This window comes from Paracoccus nototheniae (assembly GCF_004335005.1).
In the GTDB taxonomy this organism is placed as follows: Bacteria; Pseudomonadota; Alphaproteobacteria; order Rhodobacterales; family Rhodobacteraceae; genus Paracoccus; species Paracoccus nototheniae.
In genome coordinates this window covers 175480-193834 of sequence record NZ_RQRT01000001.1, presented here as the reverse complement: position 1 = coordinate 193834, position 18355 = coordinate 175480, and the positions used below count along the sequence as shown (strand labels likewise).

General features: G+C 66.4%; 19 protein-coding genes. 5 read left to right on the top strand and 14 right to left on the bottom strand.

Annotated elements, in window-relative coordinates; translation table 11 throughout:
• The first annotated feature begins 9 nt into the window (after positions 1-9).
• The 4 genes from EG885_RS00895 (at position 10) to purU (ending at position 4729) form a co-directional block, all read left to right on the top strand.
• Positions 10-291 carry a sarcosine oxidase subunit delta gene (locus EG885_RS00895; RefSeq protein ID WP_131572575.1) on the top strand — a complete coding sequence of 94 codons (282 nt, stop codon included), beginning with the start codon at positions 10-12 and terminating at the stop codon, positions 289-291.
• Positions 288-3212, top strand: coding sequence for a sarcosine oxidase subunit alpha family protein (locus EG885_RS00890; RefSeq protein ID WP_131572574.1), 2925 nt, complete (start codon positions 288-290; stop codon positions 3210-3212). Before EG885_RS00895 ends, EG885_RS00890 begins: the two co-directional genes overlap by 4 nt.
• The gene (locus EG885_RS00885) at positions 3205-3753 is read left to right on the top strand and encodes a sarcosine oxidase subunit gamma (protein WP_131572573.1); all 549 of its coding nucleotides are present in this window, start codon (positions 3205-3207) and stop codon (positions 3751-3753) included. Before EG885_RS00890 ends, EG885_RS00885 begins: the two co-directional genes overlap by 8 nt.
• A gap of 91 nt (positions 3754-3844) precedes the next feature.
• Complete coding sequence (purU, locus tag EG885_RS00880) at positions 3845-4729, top strand: formyltetrahydrofolate deformylase (RefSeq protein ID WP_131572572.1); 885 nt, start codon at positions 3845-3847, stop codon at positions 4727-4729.
• Positions 4730-4736: 7 nt separating this feature from the next.
• Here the strand turns inward: purU and EG885_RS00875 are convergent, their stop codons facing one another.
• The 11 genes from EG885_RS00875 to EG885_RS00825 form a co-directional block, all read right to left on the bottom strand.
• The gene (locus EG885_RS00875; protein ID WP_131572571.1) at positions 4737-5372 is read right to left on the bottom strand and encodes a helix-turn-helix domain-containing protein; all 636 of its coding nucleotides are present in this window, start codon (positions 5370-5372) and stop codon (positions 4737-4739) included.
• Positions 5373-5460: 88 nt separating this feature from the next.
• Positions 5461-5811 carry an ABC transporter ATP-binding protein gene (locus EG885_RS23020; RefSeq protein WP_207392158.1) on the bottom strand — a complete coding sequence of 117 codons (351 nt, stop codon included), beginning with the start codon at positions 5809-5811 and terminating at the stop codon, positions 5461-5463.
• 257 nt (positions 5812-6068) lie between these two features.
• Positions 6069-6863 carry a 3-oxoadipate enol-lactonase gene (pcaD, locus tag EG885_RS00865; RefSeq protein ID WP_131572570.1) on the bottom strand — a complete coding sequence of 265 codons (795 nt, stop codon included), beginning with the start codon at positions 6861-6863 and terminating at the stop codon, positions 6069-6071.
• 61 nt (positions 6864-6924) lie between these two features.
• Positions 6925-8256 (bottom strand): MFS transporter, encoded by a 1332-nt coding sequence (locus tag EG885_RS00860; RefSeq protein ID WP_131572569.1) that lies wholly within the window; start codon positions 8254-8256, stop codon positions 6925-6927.
• Positions 8257-8295: 39 nt separating this feature from the next.
• A complete protein-coding gene (gene benD, locus EG885_RS00855; RefSeq protein ID WP_131572568.1) occupies positions 8296-9081 on the bottom strand; it encodes a benzoate diol dehydrogenase BenD in 786 nt (261 codons plus the stop codon).
• Positions 9078-10100, bottom strand: a complete 1023-nt coding sequence (benC, locus tag EG885_RS00850; RefSeq protein WP_131572567.1) for a benzoate 1,2-dioxygenase electron transfer component BenC — start codon at positions 10098-10100, stop codon at positions 9078-9080. The genes benD and benC overlap by 4 nt, the downstream gene beginning before the upstream one ends.
• A 38-nt stretch (positions 10101-10138) precedes the next feature.
• Positions 10139-10627 carry a benzoate 1,2-dioxygenase small subunit gene (gene benB, locus EG885_RS00845; RefSeq protein WP_131572566.1) on the bottom strand — a complete coding sequence of 163 codons (489 nt, stop codon included), beginning with the start codon at positions 10625-10627 and terminating at the stop codon, positions 10139-10141.
• Entirely contained in the window at positions 10624-11982 is a 1359-nt protein-coding gene (locus tag EG885_RS00840; protein ID WP_131572565.1) for an SRPBCC family protein, read from the bottom strand. Before EG885_RS00840 ends, benB begins: the two co-directional genes overlap by 4 nt.
• 115 nt (positions 11983-12097) lie before the next feature.
• Entirely contained in the window at positions 12098-13036 is a 939-nt protein-coding gene (gene catA, locus EG885_RS00835; protein ID WP_131572564.1) for a catechol 1,2-dioxygenase, read from the bottom strand.
• A gap of 68 nt (positions 13037-13104) precedes the next feature.
• On the bottom strand, positions 13105-13395 hold the full coding sequence (gene catC / locus EG885_RS00830) for a muconolactone Delta-isomerase (protein ID WP_131572563.1): 291 nt from the start codon (positions 13393-13395) through the stop codon (positions 13105-13107).
• Positions 13396-13397: 2 nt separating this feature from the next.
• The gene (locus EG885_RS00825; protein WP_131572562.1) at positions 13398-14579 is read right to left on the bottom strand and encodes a muconate/chloromuconate family cycloisomerase; all 1182 of its coding nucleotides are present in this window, start codon (positions 14577-14579) and stop codon (positions 13398-13400) included.
• A gap of 145 nt (positions 14580-14724) precedes the next feature.
• Between EG885_RS00825 and EG885_RS00820 the strand changes: the two genes are divergently transcribed.
• Positions 14725-15663: a LysR family transcriptional regulator gene (locus EG885_RS00820; RefSeq protein ID WP_131572561.1), complete on the top strand. Its 939-nt coding sequence runs from the start codon at positions 14725-14727 to the stop codon at positions 15661-15663.
• A gap of 2 nt (positions 15664-15665) precedes the next feature.
• Here the strand turns inward: EG885_RS00820 and pcaF are convergent, their stop codons facing one another.
• Genes pcaF through EG885_RS00805 form a run of 3 tightly spaced genes read right to left on the bottom strand, consistent with a single transcriptional unit; the run spans position 15666 to position 18272 of the window.
• Positions 15666-16868, bottom strand: coding sequence for a 3-oxoadipyl-CoA thiolase (pcaF, locus tag EG885_RS00815; protein WP_131572560.1), 1203 nt, complete (start codon positions 16866-16868; stop codon positions 15666-15668).
• A gap of 1 nt (position 16869) precedes the next feature.
• Positions 16870-17541, bottom strand: coding sequence for a 3-oxoacid CoA-transferase subunit B (locus EG885_RS00810; protein ID WP_131572559.1), 672 nt, complete (start codon positions 17539-17541; stop codon positions 16870-16872).
• Positions 17538-18272 (bottom strand): 3-oxoacid CoA-transferase subunit A, encoded by a 735-nt coding sequence (locus EG885_RS00805; RefSeq protein ID WP_131572558.1) that lies wholly within the window; start codon positions 18270-18272, stop codon positions 17538-17540. The genes EG885_RS00810 and EG885_RS00805 overlap by 4 nt, the downstream gene beginning before the upstream one ends.
• Between the last annotated feature and the right edge of the window lie 83 nt (positions 18273-18355).

Here is an 18355-nt window from a genome sequence, read left to right as displayed (position 1 = left end):
GGCCATGACATGCTGATCCCCCACCCCCTTCTGGGCCTGCGCGACGCATCCGAATTCACCTGTCTGGGCGATGCATCCCTGCTGGACCGGCCCGACGGCATGGCGTCTGATGCCGCCGCGCGGTTTCACGATTATGTCCATCTGCGCGACAATCCGGCAGGCGTACATCGAGAGCTGTGGTTTCACGAACAGGGCGACCGCAGCTGGCTGGTGGTGACCCGCAACACCGTCACGCACGAGGTTCTGGGCGCAGAACTGGCCCGCGACGTCGCACGGGGCGGTGCCGCATGAGCCGGCTGACAGGCGGTCTGATCGACCGCAGCCACAGCCTGTCCTTCCGCTTCGACGGCAAGACCTTTGACGGGCATCCGGGCGACACGCTGGCCTCGGCCTTGCTGGCCCATGACGTGCGGCTGATGGGCCGCAGCTTTAAATATCACCGCCCGCGCGGCGTCCTGTCCGCCGGTTCCGAGGAACCGAATGCGCTGGTCCAGCTGGGCCGGGGTGCGCGGCAGGAACCCAACACACGCGCCACCGTGGCCGAGCTGTTCGACGGGTTGCAGGCCACCAGCCAGAACCGCGTGGGGTCGCTGTCCTTCGATCTGATGGCGGTGAACGACCTGCTGGCGCCGGTCTTTGCGGCGGGGTTCTATTACAAGACGTTCATGTGGCCGCGCGCCTTCTGGGAACGGCTCTACGAGCCGCTGATCCGCCATGCCGCCGGTCTGGGGCGCCTGTCGCGGCAGCCCGATCCCGATGCCTATGACACGGGGTTTCTGCATGCCGATCTGCTGATCATCGGCGGCGGGCCTGCCGGTCTGGCGGCGGCACTGACCGCCGCGCGGGCGGGGGCCGAGGTCATTCTGGCGGATGAGGATTTCCGCCTTGGCGGGCGCCTGCTGGCCGAACGCGATGCGCTGGACAGGCCCGCGACTGACTGGATCGCGGCGCTGGAGGCGGAATTCGCGACCCTGCCCAATCTGCGGGTGATGCGCCGCACCACGGTCTGGGGGGCGTTTGACCACGGCGTCCATGGCGCGGTGGAACGCGTCTCGGACCACCTGCCCGACCCCGGCGACCGCGTCCGCCAGACCCTGTGGCGGATTACCGCGAAACGCACGATCCTGGCCTCGGGCGCGACCGAGCGGCATATCCCCTTTGCCGATAATGACCGCCCCGGCATGATGCTGTCGGGCGCGCTGCGGGCCTATGCCAACCGATGGGCGGTGACGCCAGCCAAACGCGTGGCGATCTTTACGACCAACGAGGATGGCCACCGCACCGCCCGCGATCTGGCCGCCAAGGGGGTCGAGATCGCGGCGGTGATCGATGCCCGCCCCGATGCGCCGCAGACCGATTACCGCACCATCCGCGGCCATGTCACCGGATCGCGCGGGCGCCTTGGGCTGCGGGCGGTTCAGGTCACGGGCGATGGCGGCCAGGACTGGATCGACTGCGGGGCGCTTGGCATCGCGGGGGGCTGGAACCCCAACATCCAGATCGCCGCGCATCATCGCGGACGACCGGTCTGGGATGCGGGGCTGCAGGCCTATCTGGCCGGTCCGGGCGGACCTGTCGGCCTGACGCCGGTCGGGGCTGCGGCGGGACAGGGATCGACCGCGCAGGCGCTGGCTTCGGGCGCGCAGGGGGCGGTGGCGGCGCTGGCCGATCTGGGGATCGCTGCACATCTGCCCGACCTGCCCGGGGCCGAGGATCAGGCGCCCCGCGCCCACCCCCTGTGGCATGTGCCGGGCAAGGGCCGGGCATGGGTCGATTTCCAGAATGACGTGACCGTCAAGGATATCGCGCTGGCCCATCAGGAAAACATGCGCCCGGTCGAGCATCTGAAACGCTGGACCACGCTTGGCATGGCGACCGATCAGGGCAAGACCGCCAATGTCACCGCGATCGCGGTGATGGCCGAACTGACCGGCCAGCCGATGGCCGCGACCGGCACCACGGTCTTTCGCCCGCCCTATACGCCCGTCGCGCTGTCGGTTCTGGGCGGCGGCGATACCGGCGCCCATTTCCGGCCCCGCCGCCTGACGCCGACCCACCATTGGGCCGTGGCGCAAGGTGCCGTCATGACCGAGGCCGGGCCATGGATGCGCGCCCAGTATTTCCCCCGCCCCGGCGAGACGACATGGCGCCAGACGGTGGACCGGGAGGTTCGCGCGACCCGCGCGGGTGTGGGCATCTGCGATGTGACCACGCTTGGCAAGATCGACGTGCAGGGCGCGGATGCGGGCGCGTTTCTGGACCGGGTTTATGCCAATGCCATGGCCTCGCTGAAGGTCGGCATGGTCCGCTATGGGCTGATGCTGCGCGAGGATGGCTTTGTCTGGGATGACGGCACCTGCGCCCGGCTGTCCGAGACGCATTACGTCGTGACCACCACCACCGCCAATGCGGGCGCGATCTATCGACACATGGAGTTCTGCCGCCAGGGTCTGTGGCCCGATCTGGATGTGCAGTTGATCTCGACCACCGACGCATGGGCGCAGCTGGCGGTCGCGGGGGCAAGGGCACGGGATCTGATGGCGCGCATCGTCGACGGGTTCGATCTGTCGAATGCGGCCTTTCCCTTCATGGCCTGCGCGCCCCTGACCGTCTGCGGCGGGTTGCGGGCACGGCTGTTCCGCATCAGCTTCTCGGGCGAACTGGCCTATGAGGTCGCCGTCCCCGCCCGCTATGGCGCGGCGCTGATGGATGGGCTGCTGGCCCTTGGCGCGGATCTGGGCGCCACCCCCTATGGGACCGAGGCGCTTGGCGTCATGCGCATCGAAAAGGGCCATGCGGCGGGCAACGAGCTGAACGGCCAGACCACGGCCCAGATGCTGGGCTTAAGCCGCATGGTCAGCAGCAAAAAGGACAGCATTGGCGCGGTGATGTCGCGGCGCGCGGGGATGGTGGCCGACCGCCGCGTTCTGGTCGGCCTGCAGCCCGTCGATCCTGCGGATCCGGTGGTGGCGGGGTCGCATCTGTTCACCCAAGGGGCGGTGCAGGATACCGACTCGGATCAGGGCTGGATCACCTCGGCCTGTCATTCGCCGCATCTGGGAATGGCCATCGGTCTGGGCTTTCTGGACGACGGCGCCGCGCGGATGGGCGCGGTGATCACCGCCGCCAACCCGCTGCAGGGGCAAAGCGTGGCCTTGCGCGTGGTGTCACCCCATTTCATCGACCCTGACGGAGGACGCGTCCGTGACTGATCTGACCCCCGTCTGCGCCCTTGGTGCCCCCGCCCCCCGCAGCCGCCGCATCGGCGTGCTGAGCCTGACCGAGGATGCGGGGCTTGGCCTTGCCTCGCTGGCGCTGCGCCGCGATGCGCCCCCGCCAGACATCCCCTTGCCGGGACCGGGCGAATGGGTAGCAGGCGCGGGTCTTGCCGTCTTCTGGACCGGCCCCGGCCAGTGGATGGTCGAATATCCCGGCGGTGCAGATCGTGATGTCGCGGCCGATCTGGCCGCCCGGGCGCCGGCCTGTTCCGTCACCGAACAGACCGACGGTTTCGTGTCCGTCGATCTGCATGCCCCGGCCCCGGCACTGGACCGGCTGCTGGAAAAGCTGGTCAATCTGGACCCGCGCCGCTGCGGGCCCGGCACCGCCAATCGCACGGGGTTTCACCATCTGGCCGTCTTTGTCATCCGCCGCGCCGGGGACCATCTGGCGATCATCGGGCCACGGTCCGCCGCCGACACGATCTGGCACGGGCTGATCCGCGCCGCAGAACAGCAGGCGCTGGCCCCATAAGACAGGCAGGGATCGCCGCAACCGGCGGCCCTGCCCTGCCCCCCATCCTGCGGGCGCCCTGCCCGCCCGCCAACCGATCGCAAGGACCAAGATGCGCCGATATTGCCTGACCGTCACCTGCCCCTCTCGCCGCGGCATCGTCGCCGCCCTGTCGACCAGCCTTGCCGCGCAGGGCTGCAACATCACTGATTCCAGCCAGTTCGACGACGCCGAGACGGCGCGCTTTTTCATGCGCGTCAGCTTTGTCGCGGAAACCGGGACCGGCCCCGTCCAGCTGCGCGCCGGCCTTGACGCCGCCGCGCGCGAATTCGACATGCAACTGGCCATCCATGACGAGGCGGCGCGGATGAAGGTGGTGATCATGGTCAGCCGCTTTGGCCATTGCCTGAACGATCTGCTGTATCGCTGGCGGATCGGGGCGCTGCCGATCGACATCGTGGCCGTCATCTCGAACCACATGGATTACCAGAAGGTCGTCGTGAACCACGACATCCCGTTTCATTGCATCCCGGTCACCAAGGACGACAAGCCGCAGGCCGAGGCCCGCATCATGGACGTGATCGACGAAAGCGGTGCCGATCTGATCGTGCTGGCGCGTTACATGCAGGTGCTGTCGGCCCGGATGTGCGAACGGATGTCGGGGCGCATCATCAACATTCACCACAGTTTTCTGCCCAGTTTCAAGGGCGCCAACCCCTATCGGCAGGCCTATATCCGGGGGGTCAAGCTGATCGGCGCGACCAGCCATTACGTCACCGCCGATCTGGACGAAGGCCCGATCATCGAACAGGACACCACCCGCGTCACCCATGCCCAATCGCCCGAGGATTACGTCAGCCTTGGCCGCGATGTGGAAAGTCAGGTTCTGGCCCGCGCAATCCATGCCCATATCCACCGCCGGGTGTTTCTGAACGGGCACAAGACGGTGGTGTTTCCGGCATCGCCCGGCAGCTATGCCTCGGAACGGATGGGCTAGGCGGCGCCTAGCGGCTTTGCGGATAGGTGATGATCGACAGATAGCGCGCGGGCAGTTCGGTCAGATCGACCGGGCCATGCGGCGCATCGGCATCGAACAGCAGCGTGTCGCCCGGCTCCAGATCATAGACCTGATCGGCGTGGCGATAGCCAAGCCTGCCCTCCAGCATGTACAGCATCTCGATCCCCTCGTGCTGGAAGGCGGGAAAGCGGTCGCTGTCGGTGGTCAGGACGATCATATAGGGTTCGACCACGACGCCGGAACTGTTCGACCCGATATGGCCCAGCAGGTGATACTGATGCCCGGCGCGGGTGCCGGCGCGCCCGATCTCGACCCCTTGGCCGGATTTCACATGCATGGCGCCGCGCGGTTCGGCATAGCCCTGAAACAGTTGCACCAGCGGCACCCGCAGCGCATTGGCCAGCGCCTGAAGGGTCGCCAGCGAGGGCGAGATGACGCCATTCTCGATCTTGGACAGCATGCCGACCGAGATGCCGGTCTGTGCCGACAGCTCCGCCCCGGTCAGCCGCTGCCGTTTGCGCAGCTCGCGCACCGCGCGCCCGATGGCCACCTCCAGATTGCGTTCCGACGTGTCGCGCAGGGCGTGGGGGTTCTGGCCTAGCGGTTTGGCGGCGTCGGTCATGGCGGGCTTTCCTGTCAGGAAAATCATTTTGACCCCTGCGTCAGAGGAGCGCAATGGGGCAAGACCCGTCCTGCCATCCACGACATCGTCACCGCCGCGCTGACATGATCGTCGACGGCCAGCGCCTGCCATGCCTGGAAGGCAGCAAAGGAAAACCGCCACGCGGCCAGGCCGAACCGCGCTTCGGGGCGGGTGGCGGTCCATGCGGCGATGTCGCGATCCTCGCCCCGCGACCAGCCCGGCGCTGTGCATAGGGATGCTGCGCGCGGTCCAGATCAGAGGTCTGCAGGCTTTCGACCACCCGGCCCGCAGACGGCATCAGCACCCGGTCGCAGAAATTGCAGACAAGGTTCAGGTCGTGACTGATGACGATCGGTCCGATCCCCCGGTCGCGCACCAGCGTGTCCAGTATCGACAGAACCTGCATACGCGCCGTCACGTCCAGCGCGCGGGGCCTTTGCGCCGCGATGCGGGGCGCGGTTATGGGCCAGCCATGCCTGGGCCACCTGATCGCCGACCTTGCGGATTGGGTTCAGCGAGAATTTGGGATCCTGCAGGATCTTCGACATCCGCCTGCCCCGGGTGCCCAGCATCCGGGGTTCGGATGTGGCCAACAGGTCCACGTCCTGAAAACGCATCCGGTGGGCGGTGATGTCGGCGCTGTCCAGCAGCGGTCATGAGGTCAGGGCGACGCTTTCAGTCGGCGCGGGATGCGGTCAGAAACGCGCGCAAAGCCGCCGTGAATGGGGGCGCGGCCTCGATCGTCACGATATGGCGGCCCGGCAGCGACAGATGGCGGCCCTGCCGGACACCCCTTGCCAGCGCCCGCAGATCGGCGGGCGGGCAGACCGGATCGTCATCGCCCGAAATCGCCAGCAGCGGATGGCCGATCCGGTCCAGCGCGCCGCGGAAATCGGCCTGCGCCAGCGCGGCGCAGCACCCGGCATAACCATCGACCGAGGTGCGGGCGAAACTGTCCAGAACCGCCTCTGCCGCTTGAGGTTGCGCAGCGCGAAACTCTGGCGAGAACCAGCGATCCGCCGTCGCGGGAACCAGCGGGCGCAGGCCGCTTGCGCGCACGTCACCGATGCGCGCGGCCCAGCTGTCGGCGGTGCCGATCCGCGCCGCCGTGGCGCACAGAACGATCCGGTCAAGCCGCGTGGGGGCGTGCAGGGCCAGCCACTGGCCCGTCAGCCCGCCGATGGACAGGCCGCAGAAATGCGTGCGGTCGATGGCCAGCGCATCCAGCAGGGCGATCACGTCGCCGCCCAGATCCGCCATGTCATAGGGCGGCAGCGGTGCCTCGGACCCGCCATGTCCGCGCCGGTCATAGCGCAGAATGCGGAAATCGCCCGAAAGATCAGCGATCTGGGCGTCCCACATCTGCAGATCGGTGCCAAGAGAGTTGCACAGGGTCAGCCACGGCTTGCCCTTCTGGTCTCCGTCGATGCGATAGTGAAGCCGATGCGTGGGCAGGGTCAGGTGGGGCATGGCGCGGTCTCCGGATAAGGGGATGCGCGCAACCGTCCGGCTGCGCGCGGTCACAGGGCTGTCAGACGGTCACCAGCTGTGCCCTTTCAGTGCTGCGGGCATTGCTGAGGGCAAAGACCATCATCGCAAGGGTGGCGATGGCCGCAGGCAGGGCAAAGATCAGAAAGTTCTGACCCAAAGGCAGCTCTCGGGCCAGCAGCACCCCGCCCATGGTCGGCCCGACGATGGCCCCGATCCGACCCACGCCCGAAGCCCAGCCCAGACCCGTCGAGCGGACCGACAGGTTGTAAAGCTGCGCCACACTGGCATACAGCAGGATCTGCGTACCGATGGTCGTGGCGCCTGCCACGAAGATCAGCGCGAACAGCAGGCCCGGCGCCGGATTGACCCCGATCAGCGCGATGAACAGTGCGGCGGCGGCAAAGAACCCGACGACCACCCGGGGCAGACCGAACCGGTCGCCCAGCCTGCCGCCCATGATCGCCCCCGCCATGCCGCCGAAGTTCAGCGAGAACAGCGACAACAGGCTGGCGCGTTCGGCATAGCCTGCCTCTTGCAGCACCTTGGGCAGCCATGACGACAGCAGATAGACCAGCAGCAGGCAGCAGAAAAACGACAGCCACAGCATCAGCGTGCGCAGCAGACGCCCGTGCCGGAACAGTTCCGCGACGGATGCAGAGGCGCCCTTGGCCTCGGTAAAGACCAGCTGGTCATCGGCGGCCAGCGGGGTGGCAGGGTTGATCTTGCCAAAGATGTGACGGGCCTGATCCTGCTTGCCCTGCTTGATCAGAAAACCAAGCGATTCCGGCAGTCTCCACAGGATCAGCGGCAGCAGCAGCAAGGGCACGGCGGAGACGAAAAACATCGGCTGCCAGCCAAAGCCGGGGATCAGGCCGATGCCCAGACCCGCCGCGACCATGCCGCCCACCGAATAGCCCGAGAACATCAGCGCCACCATCGTGCCGCGCAGCCGCTTGGGCGCATATTCGTTCATCAGGGCGACCGCATTCGGCATCAGCCCGCCGCAGCCCAGCCCGGCGATGAACCGGAAGACCTTGAACTGGCCCGGCGTCTCGGCAAAGCCGGTCAACACGGTGGCCGAGGTGAACAGCACGAAACTGATCGCCACGCCCTTTTTCCGCCCGATCCTATCGGCCAGCGGCCCCAGGATCAGCGCGCCGAACATCATGCCGAACAGCGCCCAGGCCTGCAGCGCACCCGCCTGCGGTTTGGTCAGGCCCCATTCCTGAATCAGCGTCGGCAGCACCGTGCCCGCCACGAACACGTCATAGCCATCGACCACCAGCAGCGCGCCGCAAAGCGCGACCACGCTCCATTGAAACCGTCCGAACGGGCTTTGATCGATCGCCTCGGTCACATCGATTGTTCGCATATGGTGAATTCCTCCCTTGTCTTGATGATGTTTCAGCCGTCAGCCCGTGTCGCCTCCCGCGACGGGCAGGACAGAGCCGGTGATGTAGGACGCCTCGTCCGAGGCCAGAAACAGGATCGGCGCCACCTGTTCATCGATGCTGGCGTAGCGCCCCAGAAAGCTGGACCCCGTCACCTGATCCCTGACCTGAACCATCCATTGCCGTTCCGCCGGGCTGTCGCCTGCGGCATTGCGGGGGATGCGGCGGGGCGGGGCGTCGGTGCCGCCCGGTGCGGTGGCCACGACCCGGATATTCTGGCCCGCAAGCTCCATCGCCAGCGAGGCGGTGATCGCGTTCACGCCCCCCTTGGCCGCCGAATAGGGCACCCGGTGAATGCCCCGAGTCGCGTTGGACGACACGTTGACGATGGTGCCGCCGCCCCGCGCCGCCAGATGCGGCAGGACCGCGTGGCAGCCATACAGCGTCGGCATCAGCGACCGGCGGATCTCGGCGTCGATCTGGGCGGGCTCGAAATCCGCAAAGGGCCGCATGCGGATCGCGCCGCCCACCACGTTGATCAGGATGTCGATGCCGCCAAAGGCATCGACCGCATGACGCATGGCGGCGTCCGCGCCGGCCCATGTCTCAAGATCGGCGACAAAGCCCGCCGCCCGACCCTGCGCGCCGGCAACGACCTCGGGCAGGAACTCGGCGCGGTCCACCAACAGGACGCGGGCCCCCTCGGCTGAGGCGCGCAGGGCGACGGCCTGCCCGATGCCCTGCGCGGCCCCGGTGACCACCATGACCTTGCCCGCAAAGCGCCCGGCAAAGAAAGCGGCGGTCATGCGCTGGCCTTCAGCGGGGCGTTGGGGGTGAATTTCTCATAATAAAAGCTGGCCGGTTCGATGCGCTGGTCGTCCAGATAGCCGCGCACGGCATCGACCATCGGCGGCGGCCCGCACAGATAGATGTCGACGCCGCCCGCCGCCAGCATCTCGTCGGGCATATGTCCGGTGACCCAGCCCTTGCGGGGGTGATCGGACGCAGGGTCGGCCACCACGGTGGCAAAGGTCAGGTTCGGCAGGCGTTTTGTCAGCGCCACGATCTGATCGACCAGCACCAGGTCCAGATCGCGGGTGACGCCATAGATCAGGTGGATCTGACGCCGTGATCCGGCGCGGGCCAGAGTTTCCAGCATAGACAGGAACGGCGCCAGCCCGGTGCCGCCCGCCAGACACAACAACGGACCGTCGCCGCCGCGCAGATAAAAGCTGCCCATCGGGCCGGTCAGCTCCAGCCGGTCGCCGGGTCTGGCGCGGGCCAGCCAGCCGCTCATGACGCCGCCGGGGATCGTCCTGATCAGGAACCCCAGCCTGCGATCGCCCGGTGCATTGCTGAAGGAATAGGACCGGTGCGCGCCGCTGCCCGGCACGGCGATGTTCACATATTGCCCCGGCAGAAAGGCGGGCGCGGCCTCGTCGATGTCCAGTTCCAGCACGATGGCCGCGTCGTGATGCGGCTGGATCCGGGCCACGGTCGCGGCAAAGACCTGCTGGCCTGTCTTGCAGGCCTGCGCGGTCACCGGCACCGACAGCACGCAATCGGACGAGGGCACCATCTGGCAGGTCAGGACCAGCCCCTGGGCAGCCTCGTCCCCGGTCAGCGCATCGTCGATGTAATCATCGCCCAGATCATAGGCGCCGCTTTCAGCCCGGCATTTGCAGGTGCCGCAAACGCCGTCAGAGCAATCCATCGGCAGGTTGATCCGGTTGCGGAACGCCGCATCCAGAACCTTTTCGCCGGGCTTGCAGTCGATGATCCGGGTGATCCCGTCCTCGAAATTCAGGGCTATGGTATGGCACATGGTCGCCTCCTCCTTGCGGTTGTGCGGGGTCGGGGCGGTCAGACGTGATATACGTCGATGACCTGACGGATGTAGTCGTTCTTCAGCACGATCTTTTTCGCGGCGATCCGCAGCCCGCCATCGTCCTGCCGCAGGGTCACGAACATGGTCCCAAAGAACTGATCGGTCGCCTTGTAGCGGTGGTTCAGGGTGTGGAAGTTATAGCGGACATCGACCTCGGCCCCGCGATCGGCGATCACCTCGACATTCTGGACAGCATGGCTGGTGCGGGGTTCTGGCGTGGATGCGCCGGACCGTTCGGTCTTGATGCGGAAGACCCGATCCTCCAGCCCCTCTCGGTTGGGATAATAGATCAGCGAGATTTCGGATTGCGGATCCCGGGTCGTCTGGTCGTTGTCGTCCCATGCGGGCATCCAATAGGGCGCGTCAGGCGCATAGCAGGCCAGCCAGTCGTCCCATTGCCGGTCGTCCAGCAGGCGCGCCTCGCGATACAGGAACGCGCAGATGGCGGGGTAATCGATGCTCATGCCATCTCTCCGGTCTTTTCGCGGGCCAGAGCGTCGCGCATGACGCGGGCCCAGTAGTCGTGCTGGCAGACGAACAGGCCTTCATCCTCGCTGCGTTCGCCCGAGATCAGCGGGTTCAGGCCCATGCGGCGGGCATTGTCATCCGCGCCGTGGATCCACAAAGGCGCACCGCGCGACATGTCGTTCCACAGGCGCGCGCTGCCGGCATAGGCGGTCTGGCAGGCGCGGAATTCTTCAAGGTCATCCGAAGTGCCCATGCCGGACACGTTGAAGAAATCTTCGTATTGGCGGATGCGGGTGGCGCGGTCCCCGGCGCTTTCCCCCTTGGGGGCAAAGCAAAAGATGGTCACCTCGGTCCGATCGACGCCAAGCGGGCGGATCACGCGGATCTGGGTGCTGAACTGGTCCATCAGAAAGACGTTCGGATAGAGGCACAGATTGCGCGTCTGGTTGACGATGAAGGCCGCCTTGTCCGCACCCAAGCGCGCCGCGATATCCTCGCGCCGGTTCCAGACCGGGCGGACCTCGGGGTTGGCGGTGTTGGTCCACAGCAGGATATGGCCGTTGTCGAACCCATAGACGCCCGCGACCGATTTGCTCCAGCTGTTGGCATCGACCGCCTTGGTGCCGGTCTCGCTGCGCCGGTCCATGGTCGTGGCATAGTTCCAATGGACCGAGCTGACGTGATAGCCGTCGCAGCCATTCTCCATCTGCAGCTTCCAGTTGCCATCGTAGATATAGGATGAATTGCCGCGCAGCACCTCCAGCCCCTCGGGGGCCTGATCGACGATCTGGTCGATGATCACGGTGGTGTCGCCCAGATAATCGGCCAAAGGCGCGACATCGGCATTCAGGCTGCCGAACAGGAACCCGCGATAGCTTTCGAACCGGGCGACCCGGGTCAGATCATGCGATCCGTCCTTGGCGAACTGGTCGGGATATTGCGTCGTCCGGGCATCCTTGACCTTCAGCAGCGTGCCGGTATTGGCAAAGGTCCAGCCGTGAAAGGGGCAGGTGAAGCTGCCCTTGTTGCCCTGCTTGCGGCGGCACAGCATGGCGCCCTTATGCGCGCAGGCATTGATCACGGCGTTCAGACCGCCGGTCTTGTCGCGGGTGATGACCACCGGCTGGCGACCGATCCATGTGGTATAGTAATCGTTGATCTGGGGGATCTGGCTTTCATGGGCCAGATAGACCCAGTTGCCTTCAAAGATGTGCTTCATCTCCAGCGCGAACAGATCTTCGTTGGTAAAGATGTCGCGGCGGCAGCGGAACAGCCCGGCCTGTGCGTCGTCCTGCACGGCATGGGCCAGCAGATGGTCCAGATCGCGGGCCTTGTCGATAATCGCAGACATGCGTGGTCCTTTCCCAAGGCTGCGCCGCATGCGGGCAGGCCTTGTATGGATGTCATGAAGAAAACAGGAGGGGATGGGGCGGGCCGGGGGCAGTCCCCCGCGACCCCGGGTGCGATCAGGCGGCCGCGCGGCGGCGCTGTTCGTTCAACTGGTTGTCCACGCCGTCGATCAGGGCGGTCAGGTGGATGTCGAATGCGATCTCGGCAAAGGCGCCGGTCAGGCTGTGGGCCGCGATGCTGTCGGCGTCGCTGCGTTCCATGACAGGGGGCACCAGCCCTTCGCGGGTGGCAAAGGCGAAATCGTCGTCGATCAGGGGATCGCCCTCGATATTGATCTGGGTGGTCAGCTTGCGATGGCCATCACCGCTGACGAACAGGTGGATATGGGCCGGGCGCTGGCCGTGGCGTCCAAGCGCGCTCAGCAGCGCCTCGGTCGGGCTGCCGGGGGGCACGCCATAGCCACTGGGCAGGATGCTTTGGAATTTGTAGCGGCCCTGATCGTCGGTGATGATCGTGCGGCGCATGTTGAAGGGTGCCTGCTGGCCGGTCGGGTCGAAATGCGAATAAAAGCCGCGCGTGTCGCAATGCCAGACCTCGACCCTGGCGCCCGCCATCGGCTGGCCGTCGGCGCCGCGCACCGTGCCATGCATGAGCAGCGTGTGGCCGTCGGTGTCACGCCCGTCATCCAGCCGGGCAAAGCCCACGGCCTCGGGTGCGCCTGCCACATATAGCGGGCCTTCGATGGTGCGCGGCGTGGGGTTCTCAATGCCCAGAGCGGCGTCGATGGCATCCAGCCGTTCATCCATGAAATGATCGATCCCCAGCCCCGGAGAGACCAGCCCCGCCTGCCCCGCCGCGCCCAGATCGTTCAGCCATGCCATGCCCTGCCAGTATTCGTCCGGCGTGATGTCCAGATCGTCGATCGCGCGGAACAGATCCGACATCAGCCGGTGCACGATCTGCTTCATGCGCGGATCGCCGTCACTGTTGGTCAGGCCGCTGAGGTCTTTCAGGAAATCCTGAATGTCGGGTCGGTCAAAGATCGTCACGGTCATGGGTTTCTCCTCCTGGATTCATCTTGAAACTTGGTCGGCAGGGCTCCCTTTCCTGCCGGTGGGCGGTCTTAGCGGTCATCCTCGCGGATGGCCGAAGGGTGGCGCAGCAGCGGCGTCACCCGGATGTCCATGAAATCGAACAGGGGCAGGCCGGACAGGATGCGGTGCAGCTCGTCATGGTCCTGCACGTCAAAGACGCTGTAATTCGCGTATTGCCCGGCGATCCGCCAGATATGGCGCCATTTGCCGCTGCGTTGCAGATCCTGCGAATAGGCTTTTTCGCGGGCCAGAATCCGGGCGGTTTCGTCGGCGGGCAGATCGCGCGGCAGGGTCACGTCCATGAACACATGATACAGCATCGTCATATCCTTGCTTGGGGCAGGCTGATCGTCTTGCGCAGGCCGTCGCGGGCGAAAAACGCCACGCGATCGGAATCCAGCGTCAGGCCGAGGCCGGGGCCGGTCGGAACGGTCAGTTCGAAATCGCTGTAATCCAGCGGCTCGGTCAGGATCTCTTCGGTCAGCAGCAGCGGGCCGAACAGTTCGGTCCCCCATTGCAGATTGGCAAAGGTCGCGAAGACATGGGCCGAGATGACCGTGCCCACCGCCCCCTCCAGCATCGTGCCGCCATAAAGGCCGATCCCCGCCGCATCCGCGATGGCCGCCACGCGCAGGGCGTCGAAGGCGCCGCCGCTTTGTTCCAGCTTGACGGCAAAGACATCGGCGCCCTGCACACGGGCGATCTGGAAGGCGCTGTCGGGGCCGGTCAGCGATTCATCAGCCATCAGCGCGATGGGAAAGCGGCGCACCAGACGGCCCATCGCGGCGGCGGATGCGACGGGCTGTTCGACCAGTTCGCAGCCCACATCGGCAAGGGCCGCCATGCCGAACGCGGCCTGATGTTCCGACCAGGCCATGTTCACATCGACGCGGATCGAGACCTGGTCACCAAGCGCCCGCCCGATCGCCGCGACATGGGCGATATCCTCGCGCAGCCCGCGCGCGCCGATCTTCAGCTTGAAGACGCGGTGGCGGCGCAGATCCAGCATCCGTTCCGCCTCGGCAATGTCGCGCGCGGTATCGCCCGAGGCCAATGTCCAGGCCACCGGCAGGCGGTCGCGCCGCCGCCCGCCCAACAGCTCGCTGACTGGCAGGCCGACCCGCTGGCCCTGGGCATCCAGCAGCGCGCATTCCACCGCCGATTTGGCAAAGCGGTTCTCGCGCACCATCCGTCCGATCCGCGCCATCAGCGACCCGACCCGCGTGGCATCCTGACCGATCATCACCGGGGCGAACCATGTGTCGATATTGGTCTTGATGCTTTCGGGGCTTTCGCCGCCATAGGCCAACCCGCCGATGGTCGTGCCCTCGCCCAGACCGGTGACCCCGTCGCTGCAATGAAGGCGCACAAGCGTCACGACCTGCCCGGTCATCGTCGCGACCGACAGCTTGTGCGGGCGGATGGTGGGCAGATCGAGGATCAGCGTCTCGACCCGTGAAATCACGGGGGCGGCGGTGGCGAGGGGGGCGAATGACTGGTTCATGTCGCCAGAATGCCGGTCCGGGGCCGCTGCGTCCAAGACCGATTTGGTTTGATGCGATACCCTGTGGGTATTATGATGGCGAAACGCCCCGCAATCATCTGCGCGCTGCAGTGCAGCATACCCAAAACGATGAAAAAGAGACCCGATGGATCTGCGTCAGTTGCGCTATTTCGTGGCCGTCGCCAGCGCCCGGAACTTTACCCGCGCCGCCGAACAGCTGAACATCGCGCAGCCGCCGCTGAGCCGTCAGATCCAGCTGTTGGAGGATGAGCTGGGCGTGACCCTGATCACCCGCAAAAGCCGCCCCATCAAGCTGACCGATGCGGGGCGGCTGTTTTACGAACAGGCGCTGCAGGTGCTGGGGCGGGTGGATCAGATGAAGGATGCGACGCGCCGGGTGGGCATGAACCGCAACCGGGTTCTGTCGATCGGCTTCGTCGCCTCGACCCTTTACGGCGGGCTGCCGGTGCTGGTGCGCAAGCTGCGCCGGAACGCCCCGGAACTGGACATCCAGCTGTTGGAGATGCTGTCGATCCAGCAGGTCGCGGCGTTGAAGGAAGGCCGCATCGATATCGGCTTTGGCCGGATGCGGCACAGCGATCCAAACGTCGCCAGCACCACCCTGCGCGAGGAACGGCTGGTCGTGGCCCTGCCCCCCGACGCGGCCCTGGCACGACAGGCGACGCCGATCCGGCTGGCCGATCTGGCGGGCCAGCATCTGATCGTCTATCCCAAGGAACCGCGCCCCAGCTATGCCGATCAGGTCATGACCCTGCTGCAGGCCGAGGATATCCGCCCCCATGACGTGCTGGAGGTGCGCGAGATCCAGACCGCGCTTGGTCTGGTCGCCGCCGATTCCGGGATCTGCATCATCCCCTCATCCGCGCAGCAGATGCGGACCGACCTGCGCTATCGCGTGATCGACAGCCCGCGCGCGACCTCTCCGGTTATTCTCAGCCACCGGGCGGGCGATACATCCCGCGATCTGGATCTGGTCAAGCGCCTGATCCGCGAGATGTATGCCGAAAAGCCCGCCTGGCTGCAGGCCAACAACCTGACGCCCCCGGATGCCGACGAGGGCTGAGGTCAGACCCGCTCCAGTGCCAGCGCGATGCCCTGCCCCACGCCGATGCACATCATCGACAGCGACCGCTTGCCGCCGCTGCGCATCAGTTCCAGCGCCGCGGTGCCGGTGATGCGCGCGCCGGACATGCCCAAGGGGTGGCCAAGCGCGATGGCGCCGCCATTGGGATTCACGCGGGGATCGTCATCGGCAATCCCCAGATCGCGCAGCGTGGCAAGACCCTGAGAAGCGAAGGCCTCGTTCAGTTCGATCACGTCGAAATCGGCCTGGCCCAGGCCCAGTCTGGCCATCAGCCGGCGCGACGCGGGCGCCGGGCCAAAGCCCATGATGCGTGGTTCAACCCCGGCCACGGCCCCGCCCAACACGCGGGCGATGGGGGTCAGGCCATGCCTGCGGGCCCCGGCCTCTGACGCGATGATCAGGGCCGCCGCCCCGTCATTGACGCCCGAGGCATTGCCCGCCGTCACCGTGCCACCCTTGCGGAAGGGAGCCTTCAGCCCGGCCAGCGTCTCGATCATAGTCTCGCGGGGATGTTCGTCCTGCGTGACCAGTCTGGGATCGCCCTTGCGCTGCGCGATGCTGACGGGCGTGATCTCGGAGGCCAGCCGTCCATTGGCCTGCGCCCGCGCGGCCTTTTGCTGCGAGCGCAGGGCAAAGGTATCCTGATCTGCGCGGCTGATCGCGAAATCGCTGGCGACGTTCTCCGCCGTCTCGGGCATGGAATCGACGCCGTACTGCGCCTCCATCTGCGGATTGACGAAACGCCAGCCGATGGTCGTGTCGTGAATGGCGGCGCTGCGGGAAAAGGCGGTGTCCGCCTTGGGCATGACGAAGGGCGCGCGCGACATGGATTCCACCCCGCCCGCGATCATCAGATCGGCCTCGCCCGCGCGGATGGCGCGGGCGGCGGTCATCACCGCGTCCATGCCCGACCCGCACAGCCGGTTGATCGTGGTGCCGCCCAGCCCGACCGGAAGGCCGGCCAGCAACAGCGACATGCGCGCGACATTGCGGTTATCCTCGCCCGCCTGATTGGCGCAGCCAAAGATCACGTCGTCGACCGCCTGCCAGTCCACGCCCCCGTTGCGGGCCATCAGCGCGCGCAGGGGGATGGCCCCCAGATCATCCGCCCTGACCGATGACAGCGCGCCGCCATAGCGGCCGATGGGCGTGCGGATATAGTCGCAGATGAATGCGTCGGTCATGTCACAGCTCCGGTACGGTCAGGTCGGTCACGGCGCCATCGACATGCAACGCGGCGCCGGTCAGCGATTGCAGATCGTCGAATGACATCACGGCCAGCTTTTCGCGCAACACGAACCGGCCCGCTTCGATATCCACCACCGCCAGCGAGGTATAGACGCGGGTCACGCAGCCCACCCCGGTCAGCGGCAGCGTGCAGGCCTGAACCAGCTTGGGCTTGCCATCCTTGGTGACGTGATCGGTGATGACGGCCACGCGTTTGGCCCCATGCACCAGATCCATCGCGCCGCCCACGGCGGGCACGCCCTTGGGGCCGGTGGACCAGTTCGCCAGATCGCCGTTCTGCGCCACCTGATAGGCGCCAAGAATCGCCACATCCAGATGCCCGCCCCGCACCATCGCAAAGCTGTCGGCATGGTGAAAGAACGCCGTTCCGGGCCGGATCGTCACGGCCTTCTTGCCGGCATTGATCAGATCCCAGTCCTCGTCCCCCGGCGCGGGGGCGGCGCCGAACCCAAGGATGCCGTTTTCGGTGTGAAAGATCGCCTGACGGCCGGGCGGCTGAAAGCGGGCGACCATTTCCGGAAAGCCGATGCCAAGGTTCACATAGGCGCCGTCATGGATATCCTGCGCGGCGCGCCACGCGATCTGGGCGTTGGTCAGTCGGGTCGTCATGCTGCCCCCTGCGGGTAATGCGCGCCTGCGCGGTTCAGATCCTCTTCCTGCGCGGGATCGGGCACATGCACCACGGCATCGACAAAGATGCCGGGCGTGATCACGGCCTCGGGGTCGATGCCGCCGGGCTGGGTCAGATGGCTGACCTGCACCACGGTCCGCGCCGCCGCCATCGCCATCAGCGGGGCGAAATTGCGGGCCGCCATGCGATAGGTCAGATTGCCAAGGGGGTCGCCGGTTTCCGCCTTGATCAGCGCGACATCGGCCTTCAGCCAGCGTTCCTGCACATAGGACCGCCCTTCGAATTCCGCCACAGGCTTGCCCTGCGCCAGATCGGTGCCGAAACCGGTGGGCGTGTAAAAGGCCGGAATGCCTGCCCCGCCCGCGCGGATGCGTTCGGCCAGCGTGCCCTGCGGCACCAGGTCCAGCGCGATATCCCCGGCCAGATAGCGGTCGGTGAAGACGCGCGGATCCGCGGATCGGGGAAAGGAACAGATCATCCGTGCGACCATCCCCTGTTCGATCATCGCCGCGATGCCGACATGGCCGTTGCCCGCATTGTTGTTGACGACGGTCAGGCCTCTGGGGCTGCCCGTGGCCAGAAACCGGTCGATCAGGGCGTGGATAAGTTCGATCGGCGCGCCCGAGCCGCCGAAGCCGCCGATCATCACCGTGGCGTTGTTGGGGATACCGGCCACCGCTTCGGGCAGGGTGGCAATGCGCTTGTCCATGATCGCTCCTGTGCTTTGGACAAGGGTTAGACCGGGGAACAGCGGCAGACCAAGTATTTTGTTCGCATCTTGAGCTTTGTTCG

Excerpts from the sequence above, each read along its gene's own strand:
- EG885_RS00895 (WP_131572575.1), top strand. The coding sequence starts at position 10 with ATGCTGATCCCCCACCCCCTTCTGGGCCTGCGCGACGCATCCGAATTC.
- EG885_RS00890 (WP_131572574.1), top strand. The coding sequence starts at position 288 with ATGAGCCGGCTGACAGGCGGTCTGATCGACCGCAGCCACAGCCTGTCC.
- purU (WP_131572572.1), top strand. The coding sequence starts at position 3,845 with ATGCGCCGATATTGCCTGACCGTCACCTGCCCCTCTCGCCGCGGCATC.
- EG885_RS00875 (WP_131572571.1), bottom strand. The coding sequence starts at position 5,372 with ATGACCGACGCCGCCAAACCGCTAGGCCAGAACCCCCACGCCCTGCGC.
- pcaD (WP_131572570.1), bottom strand. The coding sequence starts at position 6,863 with ATGCCCCACCTGACCCTGCCCACGCATCGGCTTCACTATCGCATCGAC.
- EG885_RS00860 (WP_131572569.1), bottom strand. The coding sequence starts at position 8,256 with ATGCGAACAATCGATGTGACCGAGGCGATCGATCAAAGCCCGTTCGGA.
- benD (WP_131572568.1), bottom strand. The coding sequence starts at position 9,081 with ATGACCGCCGCTTTCTTTGCCGGGCGCTTTGCGGGCAAGGTCATGGTG.
- benC (WP_131572567.1), bottom strand. The coding sequence starts at position 10,100 with ATGTGCCATACCATAGCCCTGAATTTCGAGGACGGGATCACCCGGATC.
- benB (WP_131572566.1), bottom strand. The coding sequence starts at position 10,627 with ATGAGCATCGATTACCCCGCCATCTGCGCGTTCCTGTATCGCGAGGCG.
- EG885_RS00840 (WP_131572565.1), bottom strand. The coding sequence starts at position 11,982 with ATGTCTGCGATTATCGACAAGGCCCGCGATCTGGACCATCTGCTGGCC.
- catA (WP_131572564.1), bottom strand. The coding sequence starts at position 13,036 with ATGACCGTGACGATCTTTGACCGACCCGACATTCAGGATTTCCTGAAA.
- catC (WP_131572563.1), bottom strand. The coding sequence starts at position 13,395 with ATGCTGTATCATGTGTTCATGGACGTGACCCTGCCGCGCGATCTGCCC.
- EG885_RS00825 (WP_131572562.1), bottom strand. The coding sequence starts at position 14,579 with ATGAACCAGTCATTCGCCCCCCTCGCCACCGCCGCCCCCGTGATTTCA.
- EG885_RS00820 (WP_131572561.1), top strand. The coding sequence starts at position 14,725 with ATGGATCTGCGTCAGTTGCGCTATTTCGTGGCCGTCGCCAGCGCCCGG.
- pcaF (WP_131572560.1), bottom strand. The coding sequence starts at position 16,868 with ATGACCGACGCATTCATCTGCGACTATATCCGCACGCCCATCGGCCGC.
- EG885_RS00810 (WP_131572559.1), bottom strand. The coding sequence starts at position 17,541 with ATGACGACCCGACTGACCAACGCCCAGATCGCGTGGCGCGCCGCGCAG.
- EG885_RS00805 (WP_131572558.1), bottom strand. The coding sequence starts at position 18,272 with ATGGACAAGCGCATTGCCACCCTGCCCGAAGCGGTGGCCGGTATCCCC.